Here is a 25,577-nt window from a genome sequence, read left to right as displayed (position 1 = left end):
ATTAAAGTTAATGGCGAAATTAAGAGTATTCAGCAAGAATGGAGGAGATCTAAGAGAAATAGAATGGGGTAAGAGAGAGAATATAAATGCAGAAAGTTACAAATTAACGAAGAAGCAAATAAAAGAGGCGGTAAGGAGAATTAAAACGTCTACAAATGAAAAGATAAATAATATTACAGTTTTGAATATAGGGAAAGTAACGCCAATATATAGGATTTTAAGAGCAATAAAATACGCGCAAGTCATATAAAGAACATGATAAGACGAAGCCCTGAATTAAGTAAGTTACAGGGGTTGTCTTAAAAATATCCTACAGTATCTTGACACTATCAAACTAAATTTGCTGATAGACATAAATTGAAAATGGATTTATAATGTATTTAGAAACATTTGTTTCTCTAGGGAGAGAGGGAATAAGATGTTTAATAATATACATTTTACTCTAAATTACCAAGTATTAATTTTACTGATATTAGGTGTATTTTATTTAATAGTACATAATGCAGAAAAAGAAAAGTATATTTTATTTTGGGGAAGTGCATGGGGGCTTGATTTAATAAGATACGCTATAGAATATGCAATAGAATATGGAGATTTGTCTAATACATTTTTGACACAGGTGATAGTATATGGTTTGCTTGTAACGAGTTCTATACTGTTTACTTATGGTTTTCAATCTTTTTTTGAAGTAAATTTTTTGCAAAAGGGTCTATGGATTATTTCATTAAGTTTAGGGTGGTATTCAGTAAATAAAATTTTAGGAATCAGTAATTATATAGCTGTGATTCCAATGTATGTTTTTTTAGGAGTTGTGAGTATATTTGCTGGTACATTGATATTTAAAAATTTCAAAGTCTCAAAAGTGATTTCTGGTTTAATCATAGGAATATTACTTGTTTTAATAGGCATTCGTGAATGTACATATCCCATAGTGAAACACTTTAATTTAATAAATTATTTAGTTGATTTTGACCTTTTGTATTCCTTAAAAATTACATTAGCGATTGTTTTACTAATGCATTTTTATGAAATTGCAAACAGTATGTTAGCCATTATCTTTAACAAACAAGAAGAACTTATGGAATCTTTGAATAGAGAAAAAGAATGGCTTCAAACTACATTGCGGAGCATTGGAGACGGAGTTATTGCTACGGATGCAAACGGCAATATAGAGTTTATGAATTCTACTGCAGAAAGGCTTATAGGGTATAAAGAAGAAGAAGTATTAGGTAAGAAAATTGATGAGGTTTTTAACATAATCAATGAAGATACAAAAGAGAAGGCAGAAGTTCCAATAGAAAAAGTTTTAAAAACTGGTAATACTACAGGTCTTGCAAATCATACAGCTTTAATATCAAAAAATGGGGAGATTATATCAATTGCAGATTCTGCTTCTCCAATAAAAGATTCACAAGGTAATATTATTGGTACAGTTATGGTTTTTAGAGATATAAGTGACAAAAGAAAATATGAAAAATTATTAAAGCAGTATGAATTTATTGTAGAATCTTCAGAAGAAGGTATTGGGACTTTTGACTTTAATGGAATTATCCAGACGTGGAATAAAGGGTGCGAAAAAATATACGGTTACAAGGCGGAGGAAATAATAGGCAATAGCATATATATGGTGATTCCTGATTTTGAAAGAGAAAAGATAAGAAACATTTTAGAAAGATTGTTAAAAGGAGAAGATGTAAAAAGTTATGAGGGAATAAGGGTTAGAAAAGATGGGAAACTCATAAATGTGTTGGTTTCAATTGCAGCTTTAAAAGATGAATTAGGGAGATACATTGGTATATCTTTTATCTCTCACGATATAACAGAGAATAAAAAAGCTGAACAAATTTTAAGAAGATATAAACTTCTTTTTGACGATATAAATGACATAATTTTATTTGCAAAATATGAAGATGGTAAGATTATAGAGGTGAATAAAGCTGCAATAAAGGCTTATGGCTATGAAATGGAAGAACTTTTAAAGATGGATATTTTTGAGCTTTGTGATTGTGAGAAAGAGGAGTTGACTCAATTGTTAGATGTGGGAGATGAAAGTGGTGTCTTGCTGAACTTACAACATAAGAGAAAAGACGGTAGCAAGTTTTATGTGGAGGCCAATGTTGCAAAAGTTGAGTTTGAAAATGAAAAGCTTATTATGATGATAATAAGAGATATAACAGAAAGGAAGTTAACACAAGATAGGCTTGAACACTTGGGCACTCATGATATATTAACGGGGCTTTACAACAGGAACTTTTTTGAAGAGAAAATGACATTTATAGAGAAAAACAATGTTATACCCACAGGAATCATAATATGCGATGTAGACGGTCTAAAACTTGTCAATGATACGATGGGGCATAAGGCAGGAGACATGCTGTTAAAAACGGCGGCGGATGTACTAGGAAAATGTTTTAGAGGACAGGATATTATCGCCCGAATAGGAGGAGATGAATTTGCTATAATACTGCCTAACGCTAGCATTGAGGTTGTAGAAAAAGCGGTTGATAGAATAAGAAAAATGGTTGAAAATAGTAAATTTGCCTTTGAAAAAGAAAACATACCCTTAAGTATGTCAATAGGCTATGCAGTGAAGAATAATAGTTTTAAAAAAATTGAGGAAGTTTTTAAAGAAGCAGATAATAACATGTACAGAGAGAAACTATTTCATAAAAGAAGCAGTTATAGAAAAGTATTAGATTCTATCTTAAAGATGTTTGAAATACGCCAGCCTAAACTACAAAAGCATCTGAAGGCAGTCAAAGAAATTTTAGTGAATTTTGCTGAATATTTAAAACTTTCTCGAGTGCGGATAAAAAATTTAGAGCTTCTGGCTGAGTTTCATGATATTGGAATGATAGGAATTTCAGATAAAATACTAGATAAGGTGGACAACTTAAATGAAGAAGAAAAATTGGAATTTCAAAAACATTGTGAAATAGGCTATAGAATTGCCATGTCTTCTCCTGATTTAGCTCATCTTGCGGATATGATTTTAATGCATCATGAATGGTGGAATGGACAAGGTTATCCACTTGCTGTAAAAGGCGAGGATATTCCTTACGAATGTAGAATTTTGGCTATAGTAGATGCTTACGTGCAGATGATAGATAAAGAATGGAAGGGGCTTTCTAAAGAGCAAGCGCTAAAAGAGATTGAAAAGATGGCGGGGATACAATTTGACCCTATTCTTGTTGAAAAGTTTTTAGCTTTTATGAAGGATTGATATTTTTCTTTAAAAAGTATAAAATATTAAAGTAATCGTCATTTATTAAACAATAGGGTGTGATAAAATGCCAAGACCTCCAAAATGCAGATGGGTTAGAAGTGAACCAAATGTAACTCATTTTAAACCAGTAGGTGTGCCTATGTCTATGTTAGATGAAGTTATACTAACAGTAGAGGAATTAGAGGCTATAAGGCTTAAGGATTTGGAAGGTTTAGAGCAAGAAGAATGTGCTGATATGATGAAGGTTTCGAGACCCACCTTTTTTAGAATAATCAATTCAGCTAGACAAAAAGTAGCGGATGCTTTAGTTAATGGTAAAGCGATAAGAGTGGAAGGTGGAAATTACAGAGTTTATGAAGAAGAACAAAGAGGTTATAGAGGTATGCGCCATAGGCATGGACACTGGGGTGGAGAAGATTAAAATTCTATTAAATTTTCATATATTTTTACAAAACCTTTCATATATATAGTATAATTAATGCTGTGAATTAGAATTACTGTATATATGAAAGGATGGAGTAGATGGACCTTATAAAAAACTTAATTGATATTGTATTGCATCTTGATAAGTATTTAGGCAGTGTTATTCAAACTTATGGTACATGGACTTACAGCATTTTGTTTTTTATTATTTTCTTTGAGACAGGCTTTGTGGTGACGCCTTTTTTGCCTGGAGATTCTCTTCTTTTTGCTGCAGGGACATTTGCGGCAATTGGCAGTTTAAATGTATTTTATGTGATTATACTTTTAGCATCTGCTGCCATATTGGGAGATACGGTAAACTATCATATAGGGAAATTTGTTGGAGAAAAGATTTATGAAAGAGAAAAATTAAAATTGATAAAAAAAGAGCATCTGATAGAAGCTCGTAATTTTTATGAAAAGTATGGTTCTATTACTATTGTTATAGGAAGGTTTATACCAATTATTAGAACTTTTGTACCCTTTGTAGCAGGGATTGGAGAAATGAGGTATTTTAAGTTTTTGTTTTACAATGCATTAGGAGGAACGCTGTGGGTTTTACTTTTTACCTTAGGTGGGTACTATTTTGGGAATTTGCAAATAGTGAGAGACCATTTTGGATTGGTGACAATTGCGATAATTGTCATATCGTTAATACCCGCAATTATAAGCTTTTTAAAAAGGAGAAAACGTTGATGCAGGAAGTTTTTGATAAAATGTGTGCTGCTTGGATATAATATTTATTTAATATATTTTAAATTTTATAAAAGGGGAAGATGGATTATGGGCCTGTTTGGAACTAAAGGTGAGACTATCGTTATAAATGTTAAAGGAATGTCATGCAATCATTGCAAAATTTCTGTCGAAACTGCACTAAAGAAATTAAATGGGGTATCGAAAGCTGTTGTTGACCTTGACAAAGGTAATGAACGGTAACATATGATCCTGCTAAAGTTTCTGCAGATGATATGAAAAAAGCAATTATTGATACAGGATATGAAGTGTAATACTTTAAAAAATTTAAATGAAAGAAAAGCATTGAATGAAATATCAATGCTTTTTTTGCGTTATCTTGGTTTAAATGTTGTGCATTCTGTTTCTGCACTAGTTTTTGCAGACATTACTTTTGAATTTATTTCAATTGATGGAGCATGACATTTCATATATTTCCAGTAAATACAAGTATTTACTGAATATTTAACTACAATCAAAATTTATTCTGGGCTTTTTTATACAATACAATCGGCATACCATTTGCTGTGATGGGCCTTTTAACTCCAGCTATAGCAGGAGGGGCAATGGCATTTAGCTCAGTGTCAGTTGTAACAAATGCTTTAAGATTGAGAAGGTTTAGGGCATGAGTTTGGAATTGTCCAAACTCATTTTTTTAAGGTAGGAAGCCATACTACAAAAGTCGTTCCTTTGCCTTCACAGCTTTCGACTTGGATTTTTCCGCCGTGGGCGTTTATAATCCACTGGCAGATAGAAAGCCCTAATCCACTTCCTCCGCTTTTTCTTGTCCTTGCTTTGTCAACTCTATAGAACCTTTCAAAAATATGGGGTAGATGCTCTTCAGGTATTCCTATTCCTGTATCTTTGATAGAGGTTTTAATAAATTTTCCTGAATTTTCTACACTTATCTCTACTTTTCCACCAGCTGGTGTATATTTGATGGCATTGTCTATTAAGTTGTAAAAAAGTTGAATTATTCTTGTTTGATCTCCCCTAATGTAGGAAGAATCATTTTTTATAATTTTTAATGTTAAGCCATTATTTTCAGCAAGAGGGGCAAGTTCATTTACAATTCCTTCTATTAATTCGCTGAAATTTAAATTTTCTATAGTCAATTTTTCTGCATTAGAGTCACTTCTAGCAAGGAATAATAAATCGTGAACAAGTTTTGACATGTGTTTTGCTTCCTCAAGTATTACTTGTAAAGCTTTTTTATATTCTTCCTTTGTGCCTGTGCCATTTAATGCTGATTCTGCTTGGGTTTGTATTACAGCAATAGGAGTTCTAAGTTCATGGGAGGCGTCATGGGTAAATTGTTTTTGCCTTTTAAAAGAGTTTTCAAGCTTTTCAATCATCATGTCAAAGGTTTGGGCAAGATTTCCTATTTCGTCATTAGTGTAAGGTAGGTTAAGTCTTTTAGATAGGTCACCAACACTTATTTCTCTTGCAACTTTAGTCATGTGACTAATTGGTTTTAATGCTTTGTTTGAAATAATAATCCCGCCTAAAATTGCGATACCAATTAAAATTGGAATTATAATGGTGAAGATGCCAAACAGATTTTTCATTGCTATATCCATTAAATTTAACGATTGAGCTATTACAATTATTCCCATTATTTTACTGTCATAATATACAGGAGCAGAATACATCCTAAGCTTTCCTTCAGGTGATGTAACAGTTTGGTATTTGCCTATGAAATCAGTGTTTGTAGTATATTGGCTAAGAATTTTTGAAGGAATATTGGATTCTATTAGTTTTAGGTCTGGATAAGAATAAAGAGCTCCGTAAAAATCTGTGTTGGCATAAAAAGGTTCATCGCCAGATTTAATTTTTCCATTTTCTATATCAAGTACTGATGATATTTGTTGAACTTGTGTTTTAAGTATTGTATCTTCATTTATAATTATCATTTTTTCCAGACTTAAATAGGTTACGACACTAAATATTGTTATTACAATAGTTAATAGCAGCACATACCATAATGTCAATTTTAGTTTTAATGGAAAATAAATTTTTTTCATTTTACTTAGACTCCTTTAAACAATATCCGCTACCTCTTATCGTATGAATGAGTTTGTTTTCAAAATCATCGTCAATTTTTTTTCTGAGATAGCGTATGTATACGTCGATAATATTGGAAAAGCCGTCAAATTCATAGTCCCATATATGGTCGGCTATTTGGGTGCGGGTTAAAACTCTCCCTGCATTTCTCATCATATATTCTAAAAGGGCAAATTCTTTGCTTGTGAGAGTTATTTCTTTGTCTCCTCTTTTGACTTGGCGTGTCAAAGTATTTAATTCTAAATCGGCAACCTTTAAAATAGGGCTTTTAGTAGGAGCTTCTCTCCTTAAAAGGGCGCGAATTCTTGCCATTAACTCACATAACTCAAAAGGTTTTGTCATGTAATCGTCAGCTCCTGTATCAAGACCTTTTACTTTATCTTCTGTAGCATCTTTCGCTGTAAGCATCAGTATAGGAGTGTTAATACCTTCATTTCTTAAATTCTCTAAAATTTTAATGCCATCCATTCCTGGAAGCATTATGTCTAAAATTATTACATCATAGACATTCATTTTGGCATATTCTAACCCTTCTAAACCATCTTGTGCAATATCTACACTATATCCTTCTTCTTTTAAAGCTTTATATAAAGCATTTACTAAATTTTCTTCATCATCTACAATGAGAATTCTCATAAGTTTTCCACCCCTTTACAATTCTTAGTTTATTATATCAAACTAGTGTTAAAAATTCATTAAAATTTGACTATAGTCGATTGTTGACAATAAAAATTTATAAATATACAATATTAGTAGAATAAGCAAGAAAATTGACGAAAAAGCAAATTTTTTGTAATTTCAGAGGAGAGGAGAGTTATGGAGAGATTTAAAAGTAAAATTTTTTGCCTTTTAAAAAACAAAAAATTTACAGACATTTTAATTTTTATATTGTTACTTATAATGATTGGAATTATATTTTATACTTCCCGAAACATAAACACTATATATTTTTACGCCTATACGCGACTTTTGTATATTCCTCTTGTAATTTCTGCTCTAATGTATGATTTGAAACGCAGCTTAATTATTCCTACGCTAATAAGTATAGGAGAGTTTTTAGAAATATATTTAACTGAAAAATCTTATATACTATTTATAACTTTTCTGATATCTGTTCCAGTGTATTATTTTGTATCTATATCTATCAGTTACTTTAAATTGCAGGCAGAGAGACTTAGAGATTTAATAATGGAAACAAATGAAAATCTAAAAGACATGGAAAATGCATTGATTTCTGCGTTAGAAGCAAAGGATGTGTATACACAAGGACATTCTCAAAGGGTTTGTAAACTTGTAACACAAATTGTTTATAAAATAGGAATTGAAGGGAAAGAAGCGGAAGATATAATCACGGCAGCAAAACTTCATGACATAGGGAAAATTGGCATAAGAGATGAGGTGTTAAACAAACCAGGAAAACTTACAGATCAAGAATTTGCTGAAATAATGGATCATCCGGTTATGAGTTATGAGATTATAAATAAGATGAAGGCTATGGAAAATATCGCAAAGATAATACGTCATCATCACGAAAAATATGATGGCAAAGGATATCCTGATGGATTAAAAGGTGAGAAGATACCTTTGGGTTCACGAATAATAGCCGTGGCTGATGCTTTTGATGCCATGACTTCTAAAAGGCCTTACAGAGATTCATTTACAATGGCTCAAGCTATTGAAGAATTGAAGAAAAATGCGGGAACACAGTTTGATCCTAAAATTGTTGATGCGTTTATATCTGTAATAGAAGATTTAGGTATTGACTATTAATTTAACATTAATACATAATCAATTTAATTTTTTAATTTGTTTTTAATGAAAATCTAATTTTCCTTTAAGACTTCACCTCTATAATATTTTGTGAGGTGAAGAAATATGAATTTGACACTTTTTCACATGATAAATGGCTTAGCAGGCCATAATATTTTTTTGGACAAGATTATGACTTTTATTGCTGTGTATTCTCCAATTTTGTATGGGATGCTTATGTTGGTTCAGTGGTTTATAGGCGGTGATAAGGGTAAAAAAACTTCTATGAACGCCTTTTTTGCAGCTATTATTGCACTAGGTTTAAATTTAATAATTTCTACCGTCTATTTTGAACCCAGACCTTTTGTGCATCACAAAGTCAATCTTTTGGTAAAACATCCTGCAGATGCTTCTTTTCCGAGTGACCATGCATCAGGAGGTTCTGCTTTATCTTTTACAGAGCTTATGTATGACAAAATTATTGGCAGTATAATGATGGTTTTAACTCTATTACTTTTATTTGCAAGAATATATGTGGGAGTACATTATCCACTGGATATCATAGCCGGCTTTATAATAGGATTTATAAGCAGTAAAATTTTAAGAGGACTTGAAGGAATACTTAGTCCTGTTGAAGGGTATATTATAAAAATATGGCATGAAATATTTGCATAAACACAGGAAAAGTCCTTGGCTTCGTCCCTGCCTCCACTTTCGGTCTTGCTAAGTTTCCCGGCACTCAAGTAAGTATGCTTGTTTTTTCTATTTTTGCTTTATAAACTTTCTTACTTGAGTGCCGGGCCGCTTTTTCACAAGTCGCACCGATTGCAAAATATCTCCTTTTCGAAAGTTTGTCAACAGTCTACACATGAAAAGTCCTGTGTTTTTATGGTATAATAATAACAACTACTTATGAGGAGGGCGGGAAGGTGAAAGCAATAAATGGTGGAATAGATGAAAAACTTTTTGAAGAACTTTTAAAAATAAATAAGAGTACTAATTTTCATCAATTAATAGGGGTACATGTAGCAGAATTAGGGAAGGGTTATGCTGTTACAAAAATGGAAATTGAAGAAAAACACTTAAATCCTCTTGGCATTGCTCATGGAGGTGTGCTTTTTTCTTTGATGGATATTACAATGGGTATGGCAGCTCGCACAGTTGGAAAGCAAGTGGTGACTCTTGAAATGAATATAAATTATGTTTCACCTGCAAATTTGGTTGACAAAGTAAAGGCGATTGGAAAAATAGTACATGCTGGCAATAAAACTACTGTTGCAGTTTGTGAAGCTTACACAGAAGAGGGGAGGCTTTTAGCTGTGGCAAGAGAAACTTTTTTCAATGTACTGGATTAAGTATTTTTGTGGTATAATTTTGGCAAAAGAGTTGATTAGAGGGGGTAATTTTTTATGAATTTTGATAGCTTTTTGTATAACACTAGACCCTTTTTAAATTACCTTTTTGATTTTTATAGTAACTTGGAAGAAAAAAGCTTGAGCAGTGTAATATACAATGCTGGTGGAGAGGATAGGGTTTCAGTTTTGGTTGTGGATATGCTAAACGGTTTTTGTAAAAGCGGTCCATTAGCTAGTCCAAGAGTGGCAGGCATAATAGAACCTATAAAGAATTTGTTAAAGGTCTGCTACAGAATGGGGATAAAAAATGTGTTCTTTTTAAATGACGCTCATCCTTCAGATGCAGTTGAATTTGGAGAATTTCCTCCTCACTGTGTAAAAGGTACCTATGAGGGTGAAATTGTTGACGAATTAAAAGAAATAATTGAAGGAGAACCTGTGATTGTAGAGAAAAATTCATTAAATGTGTTTTTTGGTGGGGAATTAGAAGGCGGGAATGAGTTTTTGAAGAAAGTTATTGAAATGATAAAGGAAGGAAAATCTACTTTTATTGTTGTAGGAGATTGCACTGACTTATGCGTTTACCAGACGGCTATGTCTATAAAAATGATTGCAAATGCCAATAATCTTAAAGTAAATGTAATTGTACCGGAAAATTGCGTTGAAACTTATGATACATCTGTAAAAACTGCCGAGTCCCTCAAGATAATGCCTCATGATGGTAATTTGATACATACCATGTTTTTGTATCACATGAAATTAAACGGTATAGAAGTTGTAAAAGAGCTTCTTGAGGAGTAAGAAAATTCCAAAGAGATTTTTTAAAACCTAATGTCGATAATATACACTGGTATAGATTTGACCAGGCAGAAAAATGTATAAATATGGAATTTGAAGCTGCCGATTCTATTGTTGCGAGAATAAAGAGAGACTTAGAAATGTAAGGCAAACAATTTTATGTCTGTTTATTCTAAGGGTACTTTTTCCTCAATGTCTAAATAGATTTCGAGGGTAGTATTTACTACAATAAATTTGACTTTTAACATTAGTTTTTTGTTTTCAATTGTTAAAATTCTACCATCAAAAATGTTTTTTATTAATAGAGGGTCTATTTTTTCTACGTCTTTGCCGTAGAGACTGCTTAATTTTTCTTTTGTGTATTTTTCTATTTCAATCGCTAATTTATTGTCTTCTGTATTTATATGAACTATTATTTCTGTAACTGCTCTTTGAGGTCTGGCCTTTAGTGTTTCGTTAAGTTTTGATATTTTTTCATTAAGTTCAAGCGTTTTAAGCTTGTAGGCTTCTTTTTCAAAAATTAACTTTTCGATTTTAACTCCGTTTATTGCGTTGATGATAGAACTTCCAATGATAAAGCCAAGAATGAAGATGCTAATATAAATATGAAGATTTCTCACTTTAAATCACCAACAATAAAAGAAATAATTTTAAACCCTGCATAAGATCCCAGAAATGCCCCTAAAATTATTAAGCCTTGTTTTATAAGTTGTGTAAATTCACCTTTAAGACCCACTTCAAAACCTCTTATAGCAGAAAAGGAACCTCCAAGGCCTATTAATATTGCCCATAAGCGTATATCTTTTAATATCATGTTTATGACTTTGATGGGAGAATCTGAAGTAAAAATAGAAGATAAAGCACCAATAAGTGTTCCGCCTATGACAACCCCCATTGAAGTGAAAAAAGGAATGGAAAATACCTTTATAACTTTAAAGATCATGTGGACCACCTCATATAATTATATGCGCTATATTTTAGCAAAAAGCATAGAAAAACGGATATTTTTTTTGTTAAAGGGAGAAATAACGAATAAATATAAGGAAAAATTCAAAATATTAGAAGATATAAAGAAATTTCAAGCTATATTCGATTTCTTTCCTTGTGGTATAATAAAAATTGGAATTGAAAAAATCTTAACGGGTGCATAAAATATTCAAAATTTTAAGATCATTTAATGCACAAATCAAAAGCTGCTTAGACTGGAATAAAACTAATTACAGGAGGTGTAATGTTTCCTTTTGATAGTTTTAGAGTGTAAGCAGCTGATGAAGAGGTGATTGCTGTGGAATGCCCAAATTGCAAAAGTACCAATGTGGGCAAAATAGGGAATAACCTATATTTTTGCAGGGATTGCAATTGCGAGATAAAAATAAAAAAGTGTACAGCTGTTGTGAGCATGTATGATTCGGAAGGTTGCATAAGCAAAAGATTTAAAGTTTGTTACAATGCATAAAGGAGGGGTTATCCCCTCTATTTATTTTGTGAAAAAAAAGTGATATTATAAAATTGCATGTAAAGTTTCATTTTGGAATGAAAACAATATGTTATAGATAGACTATAGATGGGGTAGTTAAACTTTAAATTTTGAGGAGTGGTACAGTGATTGAGATAGTTGACAAATTGAAAGATATTTTAAAAGAAGGGAAATTGTATTTAAACGAGCCCATGAAAAGACACACTTCTTTTAAAATAGGTGGACCTGCAGATTTGTTAGTTGTACCAAATAATCGTAAAGAATTATTAGAAATCATATCTTTGTTGAAAGGAGAAAAAATCCCCTTTTTTATATTGGGAAATGGCACTAATCTATTAGTAAGTGAAAAGGGTATTAGAGGAGTTGTAATAAAATTATCCTCTTTGAGGAATGTAATCGTAGAAAGTAATAGGATAATAGCTGAAGCAGGAGCGCCTCTTTCCTATATCGCCAATGTGGCACTTGTACATGAACTTGCAGGATTCGAATTTGCTAGCGGGATTCCTGGCACTTTAGGTGGAGCAATAGTTATGAACGCAGGGGCTTATGGGCCTGAAATGAAGGACGTGGTAGAAAAGGTAGAGGTTTTAGATGGAGAAGGCAGTATATTGATTTTGTCAAACGAAGAAATGAAATTTTCCTATAGACATAGTATTATTCAGGAAAAGGATTGGATTGTTTTAAGAGGATGGCTTAGTTTAACAAAAGGAAAATACGAAGATATAAAAAGCAAAATGGAGGAACTAAATGCAAAAAGAAGGGAAAGACAGCCTTTAGAGTATCCAAGTGCCGGAAGTACTTTTAAAAGGCCTCCTGGATATTATGCTGGAAAATTGATTGAAGAGGCAGGACTGAAAGGTTATTCAATTGGAGGAGCTAAAGTTTCTGAAAAACATTCGGGATTTATTATAAATACTGGCAATGCAACTTTTTACGATGTTTTAAATTTGATTGAGCATATACAAAAAGTAGTAAAAGAAAAGTTTGGAGTGGAACTTGTACCAGAAATAAAAATAATAGGAGAGAAATAGGTGATTTGACAAATGAAAATTTTTGCTGATTATCACACTCATACGGTATACAGTCATGGAAAAGGTACAATAGAAGATAACGTAAAAAGGGCGATAGAAATTGGGCTTGATGAGATTGCAATTACTGACCATGGGCCAGCTCATGTATTTTATGGCTTAAGAAAAGGGGATTTTAAAAAAATGAGAGAAGAAATAGATAAGATTAATGAAAAATATCCTCAAATTAAAGTGCTGATGGGAGTAGAAGCTAATTTAATCAGCTTAGAAGGAGATATTGATGTTCCAGATGAACTTATGAAATATCTAGATATTTTGCTTATGGGATACCATGAAGGAGTTATACCTAGAAACTTTAGAAGTGCTTTACAGCTTTTTGGTAAGAACATGGCAAGTAAATATTCTATTTCCTTGAGGGAAGAGATGAGAGAAAAAAATACTGATGCAATGATCAATGCAATAAAGAAATACAAAATAGACATAATAACACATCCGGGAGCTAAAGTAGATATTGATACACAAAAGATTGCAAAAGCAGCAAAAGAGAGAGGGACATCTCTTGAAATTAATTCAAGTCACGGTTATATGACAGTTGAATATGTAAAGATAGCTAAAAAAGAGGGATGCAAATTTGCAATAAACAGCGATGCACATACACCTTTTAGAGTAGGAAACTTTGAAAGAGGAATAGAAATTGCAAAAGAGGCGGGACTAACAGAAGAAGATATAATAAACGCAAAGGGGTGATATTTTTATGAGGTTTGTAATAATAACAGGCCTTTCTGGTGCTGGAAAAACACAAGCATTGAAGGCTATGGAGGATATGGGCTTTTTTTGTATAGACAATTTTCCGCCTGCTCTCCTTCCAAAACTTGCTGACCTTTTTTATCACTCAAAAAATGTTGATAAGGTAGCCCTTGGTATGGATTTAAGAGGTGGTCAGTTTTTTGAGGACATCTACTCTAGCCTTGAATTTTTAAAAAAAAATAACTACGATTATGAAATAGTTTTTTTGGAAGCTTCTGATGAGGTTTTGATAAAGAGGTTTAAAGAAACCAGAAGAAAACATCCTCTTTCTGAAGAAGGTAGAATAGTTGATGGAATAAATGAGGAAAGAAAGAGACTTGCAGAAATAAGGAAAATTGCCAATAGCATAATAGATACTTCTAATTTAACATCTTCTCAGTTAAAAGAGGAATTGTCTAATATCTTTTTAAAAGGGAAAAAGTTTAAAGGAATCATAATAGATATTATGTCTTTTGGATATAAATACGGAATACCTCTTGATGCTGACCTTGTATTTGATGTGAGGTTTTTGCCTAATCCTTTTTATATTGAAGAATTAAGACCTTTAACAGGAAATGATGATAAGGTAAAAGAGTACGTGATGAAATGGGATGAAGCAAAGGAGTTTTTAAAGAAATTAGGGGACATGATTAAATTTTTAATCCCATATTATATAAGAGAAGGGAAATCTCAACTCGTTATAGCTATTGGATGCACAGGAGGAAAACATAGGTCTGTTACTATTGCAAATGCCCTTTTTGAGTTTCTAAAAAAAGAAGATTATTCTGTTATTTTGCACCATAGAGATATAGGAGAGGAGTAATATGTTTACAAAGAATAATACTAAAGGGGGGCCTCGTATTGTTGCTATTGGCGGAGGTACAGGGCTTTCTACCATGCTAAGAGGATTAAAGCTTTATACAACCAATATTACTGCGGTAGTTACAGTAGCAGATGATGGCGGTGGGTCAGGAATCCTAAGACAGGATTTAGGTATACTGCCGCCTGGAGATATCCGAAATTGTATACTGGCTTTAGCAAACACAGAGCCTACAATGGAACAACTTTTGCAGTACAGGTTTACTGAGGGAATGCTAAAAGGGCAAAATTTTGGGAATTTGTTTTTGGCAGCCATGATAGGCATTTCTAAAAATTTTGAAGAAGCTGTAAAAAAGATGAGTGATGTGCTTGCTGTATCAGGGAAAGTTATTCCTGTAACTCTTGATGATGTAAGGCTTGTAGCAGAGCTTGAAAATGGAATTATCATCAAAGGGGAATCGCAAATTCCTGTTGTACAGCAAAAAGAAAACAGTAATATAAAAAGGATATATATTGAACCTTCTCATGCAGAGCCTTTTGAAGAAGTGCTAGTGGATATATTAAATGCTGATGTCATTGTATTGGGTCCCGGAAGTTTATATACGAGTGTAATCCCTAATCTTTTGGTAGATGGAGTGGGTGACGCCATTGAAGCTTCCAGAGCGGTTAAAGTTTATGTTTGCAATATCATGACACAGCCAGGAGAGACTTTGGGCTATACTGCTTGTGACCATGTGAAGGCTCTTTTTGAACATGGGCTTAAATCTCTAGATTACATTATTGTCAACAATGGCGAAATTCCCCATGATTATATGGAGCGCTATATAAAAGACATGTCACAACCTGTTGAATACGATAAAAATCAGTTAGAAAGTATGGGAATTAAAGTGGTAGAAGAAAATTTAGTAGCTTTAAAAAATGAATTTATAAGGCACGATGAGCAAAAGCTTGCAGAAGTAATTGTAAGCCTGCTTAAGTAAACGACGAATTTTAGTCTATGTTGTACAAAAAAACATATTGACATTTGTTAAAGTAAGATATACAATAATATTGAAAGCAAGCGCAAGCGATTGCAACACTGTTGCAATTGGGCGCTTTTAAAAAATACATTTCAAGAAAGCGATTGCTGTAATATATTAGCAATTATTTGTAAGGGGGAAAGTGATGAGAAAGAATGTAAAACTATTTGCGGCAATAATTTTATTCTTTTCTTTATTGCTGACCAGTTGCGGTAGTAAAGATACCAGTTCTAATATTACTCCTAAGTCAGATGTAATATATCAGGTTATGATAGATAGGTTTTACAATGGGGATAAGTCTAATGATGATCCAAAAATAAGTAAAGGTATGTTTGATCCAACTTATACCAATTGGAGGATGTATTGGGGTGGAGATTTAAAAGGTTTGACAGAAAAAATTCCTTATATAAAAGGGATGGGAGTAACAGCTATTTGGATTTCTCCTGTTGTAGACAACATCAACAAACCAGCAATATATAATGGCGAAATAAATGCACCTTATCACGGATATTGGGCAAGGGACTTTAAAAGAGTAGAAGAACATTTTGGTTCATGGGAGGACTTTGACAATTTTGTAAAGACTGCTCATGCTAATGGAATAAAAGTTATACTAGATTTTGCTCCAAATCATACAAGTCCTGCAGATGAAAACAATCCTGACTTTGCTGAAAACGGTGCACTTTATGACGATGGTAAATTATTAGGAACTTATAGCAATGATGTCAATAAACTTTTTCATCATAATGGTGGAATTACCAACTGGAATAATTTAAAGGACTTGCAGGATAAAAATTTGTTTGACCTTGCAGACCTTGATCAAAGTAATCCTATTGTTGACAAGTATTTAAAGGATTCTATCAAGTTATGGTTTAGCCATGGAATTGATGGGGTAAGGCTAGATGCAGCAAAGCATATGCCTATGGAATGGGTAAAAAGTTTTGCTGATACCATATACGGCGTTAATAAAGATGCTATTCTTTTTGGCGAGTGGATGTTAAACGGTCCAACTGATCCTTTGTACGGTTATAATATTCAATTTGCTAATACAAGTGGTTTTTCTGTGTTGGATTTTATGCTTAACAGTGCAATAAAAGATGTTTTTGAAAAAGATTATGGTTTTGACAGATTGAATGATACTATTGAAGAGACAAATAAAGATTATGATAATCCTTATAAGTTGGTTACTTTTCTAGACAATCACGATATGCCGAGGTTTTTATCAGTCAATGATGATAAGGACAAATTGCACGAAGCTATTGCTTTTATAATGACATCTCGCGGAATACCAGCTATATATTATGGGACAGAGCAGTATTTGCATAATGACACAAATGGCGGAAATGACCCTTACAATAGGCCAATGATGGAAAAGTTTGATGAGAATACTAAGGCTTATGTTTTAATTAAAGAACTGTCAAATTTGCGTAAGGTTACACCGGCATTACAGTATGGTAAGACAATAGCAAGATATGTTAGTAATGATGTTTATATTTATGAGAGGCAATATGGCAAAGATATAGTTGTAGTTGCAATAAATAAAGGAGAAGAGACTACTGTAAAAAATATAGAGACTTCTCTTCGAAAAGGCAAATACAGTGATTATTTAAGGGGTTTATTAAAAGGAAGCAATTTAAAAGTTGAAAGAGGAAATAGTGAAAACGACATTTTAAGTATAACTTTACCTAAAGACAGTGTCAGTATATGGACTAATGTAAGAGTGAAATAAGATTTTGGGATTTTCCCAAAATTATAATAAAATTAAAATTAAGAGGAGGATTTGTATGAAGAAGTACACAAAAATAATTGCATTACTGACTGTGATGGTATTCGTTTTGTCAGCTGCTTTAACGGGTTGTGGTGGCAGCAAGACAAGTGAAAATACTCCATCACAAGGTCAGACAGAACAAAAGAAAGAGCCTGTAGAACTTGTAGTATGGTCCCACTTAACAGATCCTGAAATTGCAAAGGTTCAAGAGATTGCAAATAAGTGGGCAGAGCAAACTGGTAACAAAGTAAAAGTTTTGGCAGACCAGAGTGACTTCCAAGCTTTCTCAACAGCTGCTCAAAGTGGTAAGGGCCCAGATATTATGTTTGGTTTACCACATGATAACTTGGGTACTTTCCAGAAGGCAGGACTTTTAGCTGAAGTACCAGAGGGAGTTATAAACAAAGACGACTATGTTCCAATGAGCATAAGTGCAGTATCCTACGATGGTAAAATGTATGCAGTGCCAATTTCTATGGAGACTTATGCACTTTTCTACAATACAGAGAAAGTTAAAACGCCTCCAGCTACGTTAGATGATTTGATTAATCTAGGAAAGCAAGTAGGATTCCAATATGATATAAATAACTTCTATTTTAGCTTTGCATTTATTGCTGCATACGGCGGGTATGTATTTAAGGATACAGGTGGTGGACTTGATCCAAATGATATAGGACTTAACAACGCAGGTGCGAAAAAAGGTTTAGAGCTTCTAAAAGATTTTGTGCAAAAATATAAGTTTATGCCTGCAGATATAAATGGAGATATGGCTAAAGGTAATTTCCAAAGTGGGAAAACTGGTTTGTATATAAGTGGTCCATGGGATGTTGATGGATTTAAGAAAGCTAATGTTCCATTTAAAGTTGCTCCTCTGCCAACTGTTGATGGTAAGCCAATGCCTTCCTTTGCAGGTGTGCAAGCTGCTTTTGTAAGTGCAAAGTCAAAACATCAACAAGAAGCATGGGATTTAATGAAGTATCTTGCTGAAAATACAGGATTGCCACTATTTGAAACAGGTAACAGAATACCAGTTATTAAATCTCTCTTAGATAACCCAGAAGTTAAGAATAATGAGATTTTAAATGCATTTGCTCAGCAAGCTACACATGCTATTCCAATGCCTAATATACCTCAAATGGCTGCTGTATGGGGTCCTGCAGGAAATACATTACAGCTTATTACATCTGGAAAGGTTCCAGTTGACAAAGCTGCTGATGATATGGTAAATCAAATCAAGCAAGGTATTGCAACTCAGCAATAACAGAAAGGGGCTTTTAGCCCCTTTTTTTAGAGAAGGAGGTTGCTAAATGAAAACAAACAAAACTATGCGGGATAAATTAAGACCTTATGCGTATTTGTCCCCTGCTATACTATCTATGACTGTATTAAGTTTTGCACCTATTTTGTATACTATTTATATTGCTTTTACAAATTTTAATCTATATCACTTTAATAACTATCAATTTGTAGGATTTAAAAACTTTATTGATATATTATCAGGGCCTTTTAAGACAGTCTTTGCACCTGTATTTGTATGGACAGTTATTTTTGCTCTCTCAGCTACATTACTGAGTTATATTATTGGTCTTCTTTTAGCGGTTATTTTGAATAACAAAAATATGTGGGAAACAAATTTATATAGAGCAATATTAATTATTCCCTGGGGTCTTCCTGGTACGATTGCTGCTCTTACATGGACAGGACTTTTAAATCAGCAGTACGGTGGTATAAATCTGATACTACAGAAGTTGCATCTTCCTATGATACCATGGCTTCTTGATCCTTTTTGGGCAAGGGTTGCGATTATAATTGTCAGTGTGTGGATGGGTTATCCTTTTATGATGAACGCTTCATTAGGAGCTTTGCAGGCTATTCCACCTGAACTTTATGAAGTTGCAGATATTGATGGTGCTACATGGTTTCAAAAGTTTAGAATGATAACAGTACCAATGCTGACATCTTCCACTTTGCCACTTATTATTTCATCTTTTGCTTATAATTTCAACAATTTTGGCGCAGCGTTTTTAATTACAGGAGGAGGACCTCCAAGAACAGATACTTCTTTTGCAGGTCATACTGATTTGCTTGTAAGTTCAGCTTATAAAATGACAATGCAATTTAATAGGTATGATTTGGCGGCAGCTTTGTCTATAATTATATTCTTGATAATTGGAACATTGAGTCTTATTAATATGAAGATGACTCATGCTTTTGAGGAGGTGGATTAAGGTGGAATATGCAAGTGCTAAAATTGGTGACAAAAAAACGACTAAAAAGATTTATTACAGGGAAAAATTAAAACCTCATGAAAAAGTATCTCTTTGGATTAGCCGACTTATTATATGGGCTGTAATTGCAATAATGATGTTTCCTGTGGCCTGGGTAGTAGGAGCCTCTATGGCGTCGGGAGATGCTTTTTTCTCAGGCTCTATTTTTCCACAGCATATGACATTTCAAAATTATATAGACGTACTCAAAAAAACCAATTTTTTACTTTGGGTAAAAAATAGTATGATTTTGAGTATTGGTGTGGCAACTATTCAATTATTTTTGACTGCTACATCAGCTTATGCTTTTAGTAGAATGAAATTTGTAGGAAGAAAAAATGGGTTAAAGACTCTTTTGATAATGCAGATGTTTCCTACATTTATGGCGTTACCTGCTATATTTGGTATAATGGCAAAATTAAATCTTCTGGATAATCTCTATGCCCTTATGCTAGTGATGGCAGGTAGCAGCGCTTTTAGTATATGGCTTTTAAAAGGTTATATTGACAGTCTTCCAAAAGAGTTGGACGAAGCTGCTTTAGTTGATGGAGCTACACACTGGCAAATTTTCGTGAAAATAATTCTTCCTTTGGCGATTCCCATGCTTGTAGTTATATTCTTATTTAGCTTTATGGGAGTATACAGTGAATTTATTTTGTCCAGTGCGGTATTAAAGTCACCTGAAAATTATACAATAGCGTTAGGGCTTCAAAGGTTTATTCAAAACCAATTTTCGGCCCACTGGACTCAATTTGCAGCAGCCTCTGTTATGGCATCCTTGCCTCTTGTAATACTCTTTATGGTATTGCAAAGGTATTTGCAAGCTGGCCTTGCAGCAGGTGCAGTAAAAGGATAAAAAATTGTTACACATGGAACAATTTGTAAATACCGGATTATTTCCGGTATTTCAGTTTGTTGACAAAGTTAAAAAATATTCAAAGGAGATATTTTGCATCGTCGCTCCGATGTTCCAAAGCGACAAAACTAAAGCTCGACCTTCGGGCTCTGGCAGGGTACCGGGCACAATCGGCCTCCTTGCCTTAAGGTGCCCGCCTTCGCCATCCATGGCTTCGGCCCTGCCTCCACCCTCGGTCTTGCTAAGTTTTGTTACCGCTTTGTCACAAGTCGCTTCTTATGCAAAATATCTCCTTTACGAAAGTTTGTCTACAGTCTGAAATACCGGATTATTTCCGGTATTTTTATTTTTGTATATAAATAAAAACTTATGGCAAAAATAAATATGTATTTGCTTTTAAAGGAGGTCAAAAATGAGCAAGACTGTAGGAATACCCAAAGGACTTTTATATTACGATTTTTATCCAATGTGGAAGACTTTTTTTGAAGGTGTGGGAGCAAAAGTAGTGGTTTCCCAGGATACAAATAAAAAAATTCTTGATGAAGGAGTAAAAAACTGTGTTGAAGATGCTTGTCTTCCTGTTAAAACTTATGTAGGACATGTGATAAATTTAAAAGAAAAAGATGTTGATTATATATTTATTCCGAGGATTGTAAGTGTAGAAAGAAAAAAATACCTTTGTTCAAAATTTTTAGGACTTCCAGATTTTATAAAAAGTTTAATTCATGATTTACCCCCTATTATAGATATTGAGATTAATTATTATAAAAATGATAAATTTACTCAAAATGAATTTATAAAAGCTGGTAGGATGTTTGGGAAGACTAAAGACCAATCTTTAAAAGCCTATTTTGAGGCTACCCACCAACAAAAAAAGTTTGAGAGTTTGTTGAAAGAAGGTCTTACCAATTTAGAAGCTTTAAAAGTTTGGGAAGGAAAGAATTTGGTAAAAGAAGAAAGTAATTATGACCTTAAAATAGCAGTCATTGCTCATCCTTATGATATTATGGATGAATACATAAGTATGGGGATTATTGAGAAGCTAAAAAACATGGGAGCACAAGTTTATACCATGGAAATGCTACACAAAGATCTAATATTAGAAGGAGCATCAATGCTTTCAAAAGAAATGTTTTGGAACTATGAAAGAGATATTTTGGGAGCGGGATTGTATTTTTTAAAACAAAAGAATGTGGATGGGGTAATTATGGTTTCTGCTTTTGGATGTGGACCTAATTCTATGACAGAAGAACTGTTGGAGAGGATTTTTAAAAGAGAGAAGGAGGTACCCTTTATGTTGATTACAATTGATGAACATTCTGGAGAAGCTGGCATTATGACGAGGTTGGAGGCCTTTACAGACCTTTTAAGATTTAATAAAAAGGCGGTGATGGTATGAAAATTACTTATCCCCACATGGGTTCTCTAAATATGATTTTAAAAACGATGTTTGAAGGAATCGGGGTAGAAGTGATAGACCCACCACCTTCTACTAATAAAACCTTGACATTAGGAGTTAGAAATTCTCATGAATTTGCATGTTTACCCTTTAAAATCAATGTCGGAAATTTTATTGAGGCTCTTGATAGGGGAGCAGACACGATTATAATGTTAGGTGGAATTGGGCCCTGCAGATTTGGGTATTACGGTCAGGTGCAAAGAGAGATATTAAAAGATTTGGGCTATGACTTTAAAATGATAATTGTTGATCCACCCCATGGCAGGTTAATAGACTTTTTAAAAGAATTAGCTTCATATTTCCCTAATGTAGATGGAAAAACGGCTTTAAAATCTTTTGTATTTGCAGTGAAAAAAATGATAGCGGCTGATAAATTAGAAAAGTTTTTATTAAAGTTAAGAGCCCATGAAGATAAACCAGGTGTAACTACAAAAATATATGAAGAATATATGAAAAAGCTAGAAAAAGCTCAAAATGGTAAAGAAGTGGACGAAATAGTATCAGAGGCTATGAAAAAAATAAAGGAAAATGCAAATGTACGGAGGAAAATACAGCTTAAAGTAGCACTAGTAGGAGAAATTTATATGCTATTAGAACCCTTTACTAATATGGATATCAGCAAATCTTTAAATGAATTAGGGGTAGAAGTTACAAAAACAGAATATCTTTCAGATTATTTAATTAACAGCGCTTTTAAATTGCCTCAAAGGATGGAGTTTAAGAAAAACGCAAGAGGATATTTAGAAAGAGATATAGGAGGACATGGTCTTAATACTGTTGCAAATACCGTAAAATATGCTAAACTAAATTATGATGGTGTGATTCACATACTTCCCTTTACCTGCACCCCTGAAATAGTAGCTCAAGGAATAATTGCAAAAATTAGCCGGGATTACAATATTCCAGTGATGTCTTTAGTATATGATGAAAACACTGGGCAAGCAGGTTACCAAACCCGTTTGGAAGCTTTTGTGGATCTACTTTATAGAAAAAGGATGGAGATAGTTTGCTGAAATCATCCTTTTAATTTTTATTTTTCCGAAAATAATGAAGGAAAAATGTATTTTGTGTGGAATATATAATAAGTGGATGGTTAGTAAGGGGTGATAGGTATGGAAGAATTGGGAGAATTTTTAAAAAGTGAAAGGATTAAGAAAGGATTGACTCTTGAAGAAATTCAAGAAATAACTAAAATACGGATACGCTATTTGAAAGCTATTGAAGATGGAGATTTTAGCGTAATGCCTGCACTGGTATATGCGAAGGGATTTGTGAAAAGTTATGCTGAGGCTTTAGGACTAGATGGCAATGAGTTAGTAAAAAAGTATGAATATTTGTTTCAGGCGAAAGAGGAGGAAGCCATACCTAATATAGAGACCACATACTACAAAAAAGAGAGGAGAGATTTTTCACAATTTTTTTTGGCTTTAAAAAAAGCAGCAATCATTGTTTTAATAATAGGTATTATAGGATACGGTTTTTACTATTTTCTAAATCAAGTGAAAAAAGGACTTGCACCAATTCCACAACAAAATCAAAGTGAAGCGTCAACAAATTCAGAGAACAAAACAAATTCTTCACAGGAAAGTAATGTTTCTCAACCTACAGCAAAGACGTCGGTTGAAAAAGTGGCAGAGACTTCTAAAAAAATAGAATATAAAGTTGTTCCATTTGGGAAAAGTTATAAAGTAGAAATAAGTGTACCTGGCGAAAAATGTTGGTTTAGTATAAAAGTAGATGGAAATGTCGTTTATGAAGGCCTTATGACAAAGGATATGTCTAAAATTTTTGATGTAAAAGATAGCATTACTATCTTGATGGGTTATCCGCCAGCTGTTAAAATAACTGTAGATGGTGAGGAGCTACCAACAGTGCAAACACCGTCACCAATCACAATAGATATACATACATAGAAAGGAGAAAAAAGATGATAAAAGAAGCTATATTCCATAAAAGTGATATGCCTTATGCATATCCACTGAATGAAAATCAATTAAAGATAGTACTGAAGACTGCTGTATTTGATGTAGATAGGGTGTATGTTTTATACAAAGACAGGTACGATTGGCTGGGAAAATTCAAAATAAAACCAATGGTATTGACTCATACCAACCAGTTATTTGATTATTATGAGACTACTTTAGAGCTTAATAAAAAATTTGTGTATTTTTTCTATTTGGTATCTGAGGAAGGCGAAAAGTTATATTATACAGAAGCAGGATTTTATAAAAAAAGGCCAGAAAATCAGTTTTGGGGATTTTTCCATTACCCATATGTAGGAGAAAAAGATGTCTTTTTTGCTCCAGAGTGGACAAACGATTGCATAGTGTATCAGATATTTCCTGAAAGGTTTAATAACGGTGATAAATCAAACGACCCTGAAAGCGTAAAGCCTTGGGGCGAAAAACCTACTGCAGATTCTTTTTTTGGAGGAGATTTGCAAGGAATAATAGATAGAATAGATTATTTAAAGGATTTGGGTATAAATGCCATTTATTTAACCCCCATATTTTTATCTCCTTCTACCCACAAATATGATACTACTGACTATTATACAATTGACCCCCACTTTGGTGATACACAAAAAGCGAGAGAACTTGTGCAAAAATGTCATGACAATGGCATAAAAGTTATATTTGATGCCGTTTTTAATCACTGCGGATATAACTTTTTTGCATTTCAGGATGTTGTTAAAAATGGTAAAAAATCAAAATATTGGGATTGGTTTAATATATACGAATGGCCAATTAAAACTCATCCAAAACCTTCCTATGAAGCTTTTGCAGATACTGTATGGAGAATGCCAAAACTTATGACAAAAAATCCAGAAGTACAGAAGTATTTATTGGAAGTAGCGGAATATTGGATTAAAGAAGTGGACATAGACGGCTGGAGGCTGGATGTTGCTAATGAGATAGATCACCATTTTTGGAGAAAGTTTAGAGAAGTTGTAAAGACAGCCAAACCGGAAGCCATAATTGTGGGAGAGGTCTGGCATGATGCTTCTCCTTGGCTTAGAGGGGATCAGTTTGACAGTGTAATGAACTATCCTTTTAGAAATGCGGTTGTGGACTTTTTTGCAAGAAGGAAAATAAGTGCTTCTCGCTTTAATACAATGATTACAGAGCAACTTATGAGACATATGGATAGTGTGAATAGGGTTATGTTTAATTTAATAGGAAGTCATGATACTGAGAGGTTTTTGACTTTAGCTAATGGCATGGTTGCGAGAATGAAGTTGGCGTTGGTGTTTCAATTTAGCTTTGTTGGAATTCCATATATTTATTATGGAGACGAGGTAGGAATGGTAGGGGGTTATGACCCTGATTGCAGAAGATGCATGATATGGGAGGAGGAAAAGCAAAATAAAAGTATTTTTAATTTCTATAAAAAACTGATTTCTATAAGAAGAGAAAATGAGGAGCTCAAATACGGAAATTTCTCTACTTTATATGCTATAGGAAGGGTGTTTGCTTTTAAGAGGGAATATAAAGGTAAATCAATAATTGTTGTACTAAATAACAGTAGCAAGCAGGAAGTGATATTTTTGAATGAAGCAGAAGGGAAAGAAGATATTTTAAAGATGAGGGAATTAAAAAGAAGTGGAAATCTCCTTTACTTACAACCTAACTCTGCCTATATTTTAAAGTAACCAATCTGAGTTTAAGTGAATAATATGAAGATAGAAAAATAAAGGGGAATGAAAATTCCCCTA

25 protein-coding genes and 1 pseudogene are annotated in these 25,577 nt (G+C 33.2%); 21 read left to right on the top strand and 5 right to left on the bottom strand.

The genetic code is table 11. The annotated features are described in order from the left end of the window. The 5 genes and pseudogenes from BUB32_RS11070 to BUB32_RS11050 form a co-directional block, all read left to right on the top strand. Positions 1 to 250: pseudogene (locus tag BUB32_RS11070) on the top strand (UPF0236 family protein); the annotation flags it as partial. 168 nt (positions 251 to 418) lie between these two features. Next, a complete protein-coding gene (locus tag BUB32_RS11065; RefSeq protein ID WP_072969432.1) occupies positions 419 to 3,223 on the top strand; it encodes a PAS domain S-box protein in 2,805 nt (934 codons plus the stop codon). Between the two features lie 67 nt (positions 3,224 to 3,290). Beyond that, positions 3,291 to 3,647, top strand: a complete 357-nt coding sequence (locus BUB32_RS11060; protein WP_072969431.1) for a DUF134 domain-containing protein — start codon at positions 3,291 to 3,293, stop codon at positions 3,645 to 3,647. 101 nt (positions 3,648 to 3,748) lie between these two features. After that, positions 3,749 to 4,384 (top strand): DedA family protein, encoded by a 636-nt coding sequence (locus BUB32_RS11055; protein ID WP_072969430.1) that lies wholly within the window; start codon positions 3,749 to 3,751, stop codon positions 4,382 to 4,384. 87 nt (positions 4,385 to 4,471) lie between these two features. After that, positions 4,472 to 4,624, top strand: coding sequence for a cation transporter (locus tag BUB32_RS11050; protein WP_072969429.1), 153 nt, complete (start codon positions 4,472 to 4,474; stop codon positions 4,622 to 4,624). Between the two features lie 131 nt (positions 4,625 to 4,755). Here the strand turns inward: BUB32_RS11050 and BUB32_RS11045 are convergent, their stop codons facing one another. The 3 genes from BUB32_RS11045 to BUB32_RS11035 all read right to left on the bottom strand — a co-directional run bounded on the left by BUB32_RS11045 (position 4,756) and on the right by BUB32_RS11035 (position 7,120). Next, positions 4,756 to 4,851 carry a DUF1540 domain-containing protein gene (locus tag BUB32_RS11045; protein WP_072969428.1) on the bottom strand — a complete coding sequence of 32 codons (96 nt, stop codon included), beginning with the start codon at positions 4,849 to 4,851 and terminating at the stop codon, positions 4,756 to 4,758. A 216-nt stretch (positions 4,852 to 5,067) separates the two neighbouring features. Beyond that, positions 5,068 to 6,444, bottom strand: a complete 1,377-nt coding sequence (locus tag BUB32_RS11040) for a HAMP domain-containing sensor histidine kinase (RefSeq protein ID WP_072969427.1) — start codon at positions 6,442 to 6,444, stop codon at positions 5,068 to 5,070. A 1-nt stretch (position 6,445) separates the two neighbouring features. After that, positions 6,446 to 7,120 (bottom strand): heavy metal response regulator transcription factor, encoded by a 675-nt coding sequence (locus tag BUB32_RS11035; protein WP_072969426.1) that lies wholly within the window; start codon positions 7,118 to 7,120, stop codon positions 6,446 to 6,448. 180 nt (positions 7,121 to 7,300) lie between these two features. Here BUB32_RS11035 and BUB32_RS13150 point away from each other — a divergent pair, with 180 nt between their 5' ends. The 4 genes from BUB32_RS13150 (at position 7,301) to BUB32_RS11015 (ending at position 10,389) form a co-directional block, all read left to right on the top strand. Next, entirely contained in the window at positions 7,301 to 8,254 is a 954-nt protein-coding gene (locus BUB32_RS13150; protein ID WP_234949279.1) for an HD-GYP domain-containing protein, read from the top strand. A gap of 105 nt (positions 8,255 to 8,359) precedes the next feature. Beyond that, positions 8,360 to 8,908, top strand: a complete 549-nt coding sequence (locus BUB32_RS11025; protein ID WP_072969425.1) for an undecaprenyl-diphosphatase — start codon at positions 8,360 to 8,362, stop codon at positions 8,906 to 8,908. A 254-nt stretch (positions 8,909 to 9,162) separates the two neighbouring features. Beyond that, positions 9,163 to 9,588 (top strand): PaaI family thioesterase, encoded by a 426-nt coding sequence (locus BUB32_RS11020; protein ID WP_072969424.1) that lies wholly within the window; start codon positions 9,163 to 9,165, stop codon positions 9,586 to 9,588. Between the two features lie 54 nt (positions 9,589 to 9,642). Then, positions 9,643 to 10,389 (top strand): cysteine hydrolase family protein, encoded by a 747-nt coding sequence (locus tag BUB32_RS11015; protein ID WP_072969423.1) that lies wholly within the window; start codon positions 9,643 to 9,645, stop codon positions 10,387 to 10,389. A gap of 164 nt (positions 10,390 to 10,553) precedes the next feature. Here BUB32_RS11015 and BUB32_RS11010 read toward each other — a convergent pair whose 3' ends face one another. Both BUB32_RS11010 and BUB32_RS11005 read right to left on the bottom strand, forming a co-directional pair. After that, the gene (locus BUB32_RS11010) at positions 10,554 to 11,006 is read right to left on the bottom strand and encodes a sporulation membrane protein YtrI (RefSeq protein ID WP_072969422.1); all 453 of its coding nucleotides are present in this window, start codon (positions 11,004 to 11,006) and stop codon (positions 10,554 to 10,556) included. Continuing rightward, positions 11,003 to 11,329, bottom strand: coding sequence for a YtrH family sporulation protein (locus tag BUB32_RS11005; protein WP_072969421.1), 327 nt, complete (start codon positions 11,327 to 11,329; stop codon positions 11,003 to 11,005). Before BUB32_RS11005 ends, BUB32_RS11010 begins: the two co-directional genes overlap by 4 nt. A 659-nt stretch (positions 11,330 to 11,988) precedes the next feature. Here BUB32_RS11005 and murB point away from each other — a divergent pair. From murB to BUB32_RS10940, 12 genes are all read left to right on the top strand, one after another. Then, entirely contained in the window at positions 11,989 to 12,894 is a 906-nt protein-coding gene (gene murB / locus BUB32_RS10995; protein WP_072969419.1) for a UDP-N-acetylmuramate dehydrogenase, read from the top strand. A gap of 12 nt (positions 12,895 to 12,906) precedes the next feature. Then, entirely contained in the window at positions 12,907 to 13,638 is a 732-nt protein-coding gene (locus tag BUB32_RS10990) for a PHP domain-containing protein (RefSeq protein ID WP_072969418.1), read from the top strand. Positions 13,639 to 13,645: 7 nt separating this feature from the next. After that, positions 13,646 to 14,500, top strand: a complete 855-nt coding sequence (rapZ, locus tag BUB32_RS10985; protein ID WP_072969417.1) for an RNase adapter RapZ — start codon at positions 13,646 to 13,648, stop codon at positions 14,498 to 14,500. Position 14,501: 1 nt separating this feature from the next. Continuing rightward, complete coding sequence (locus BUB32_RS10980) at positions 14,502 to 15,476, top strand: gluconeogenesis factor YvcK family protein (protein WP_072969416.1); 975 nt, start codon at positions 14,502 to 14,504, stop codon at positions 15,474 to 15,476. A 184-nt stretch (positions 15,477 to 15,660) separates the two neighbouring features. Continuing rightward, positions 15,661 to 17,241: an alpha-amylase family glycosyl hydrolase gene (locus BUB32_RS10975; protein WP_072969415.1), complete on the top strand. Its 1,581-nt coding sequence runs from the start codon at positions 15,661 to 15,663 to the stop codon at positions 17,239 to 17,241. 55 nt (positions 17,242 to 17,296) lie between these two features. Next, positions 17,297 to 18,541, top strand: a complete 1,245-nt coding sequence (locus BUB32_RS10970; RefSeq protein ID WP_072969414.1) for a sugar ABC transporter substrate-binding protein — start codon at positions 17,297 to 17,299, stop codon at positions 18,539 to 18,541. A gap of 46 nt (positions 18,542 to 18,587) precedes the next feature. After that, positions 18,588 to 19,508, top strand: coding sequence for a carbohydrate ABC transporter permease (locus BUB32_RS10965; RefSeq protein ID WP_072969413.1), 921 nt, complete (start codon positions 18,588 to 18,590; stop codon positions 19,506 to 19,508). A 1-nt stretch (position 19,509) separates the two neighbouring features. Continuing rightward, positions 19,510 to 20,403 (top strand): sugar ABC transporter permease, encoded by an 894-nt coding sequence (locus tag BUB32_RS10960; protein ID WP_072969412.1) that lies wholly within the window; start codon positions 19,510 to 19,512, stop codon positions 20,401 to 20,403. Positions 20,404 to 20,815: 412 nt separating this feature from the next. After that, positions 20,816 to 21,802, top strand: a complete 987-nt coding sequence (locus BUB32_RS10955; protein ID WP_072969411.1) for an acyl-CoA dehydratase activase-related protein — start codon at positions 20,816 to 20,818, stop codon at positions 21,800 to 21,802. Continuing rightward, positions 21,799 to 22,875 carry a 2-hydroxyacyl-CoA dehydratase gene (locus BUB32_RS10950; protein ID WP_072969410.1) on the top strand — a complete coding sequence of 359 codons (1,077 nt, stop codon included), beginning with the start codon at positions 21,799 to 21,801 and terminating at the stop codon, positions 22,873 to 22,875. Before BUB32_RS10955 ends, BUB32_RS10950 begins: the two co-directional genes overlap by 4 nt. A 99-nt stretch (positions 22,876 to 22,974) precedes the next feature. Then, positions 22,975 to 23,775: a helix-turn-helix domain-containing protein gene (locus BUB32_RS10945; protein ID WP_072969409.1), complete on the top strand. Its 801-nt coding sequence runs from the start codon at positions 22,975 to 22,977 to the stop codon at positions 23,773 to 23,775. 14 nt (positions 23,776 to 23,789) lie between these two features. Beyond that, positions 23,790 to 25,514, top strand: coding sequence for a glycoside hydrolase family 13 protein (locus tag BUB32_RS10940; protein WP_072969408.1), 1,725 nt, complete (start codon positions 23,790 to 23,792; stop codon positions 25,512 to 25,514). Positions 25,515 to 25,577 lie beyond the last annotated feature (63 nt).

The organism is Thermoanaerobacter uzonensis DSM 18761 (assembly GCF_900129115.1).
GTDB lineage: Bacteria > Bacillota > Thermoanaerobacteria > Thermoanaerobacterales > Thermoanaerobacteraceae > Thermoanaerobacter > Thermoanaerobacter uzonensis.
Note: the sequence above shows the minus strand (reverse complement) of the source record. Positions and strands in the feature narration are given on the sequence as shown.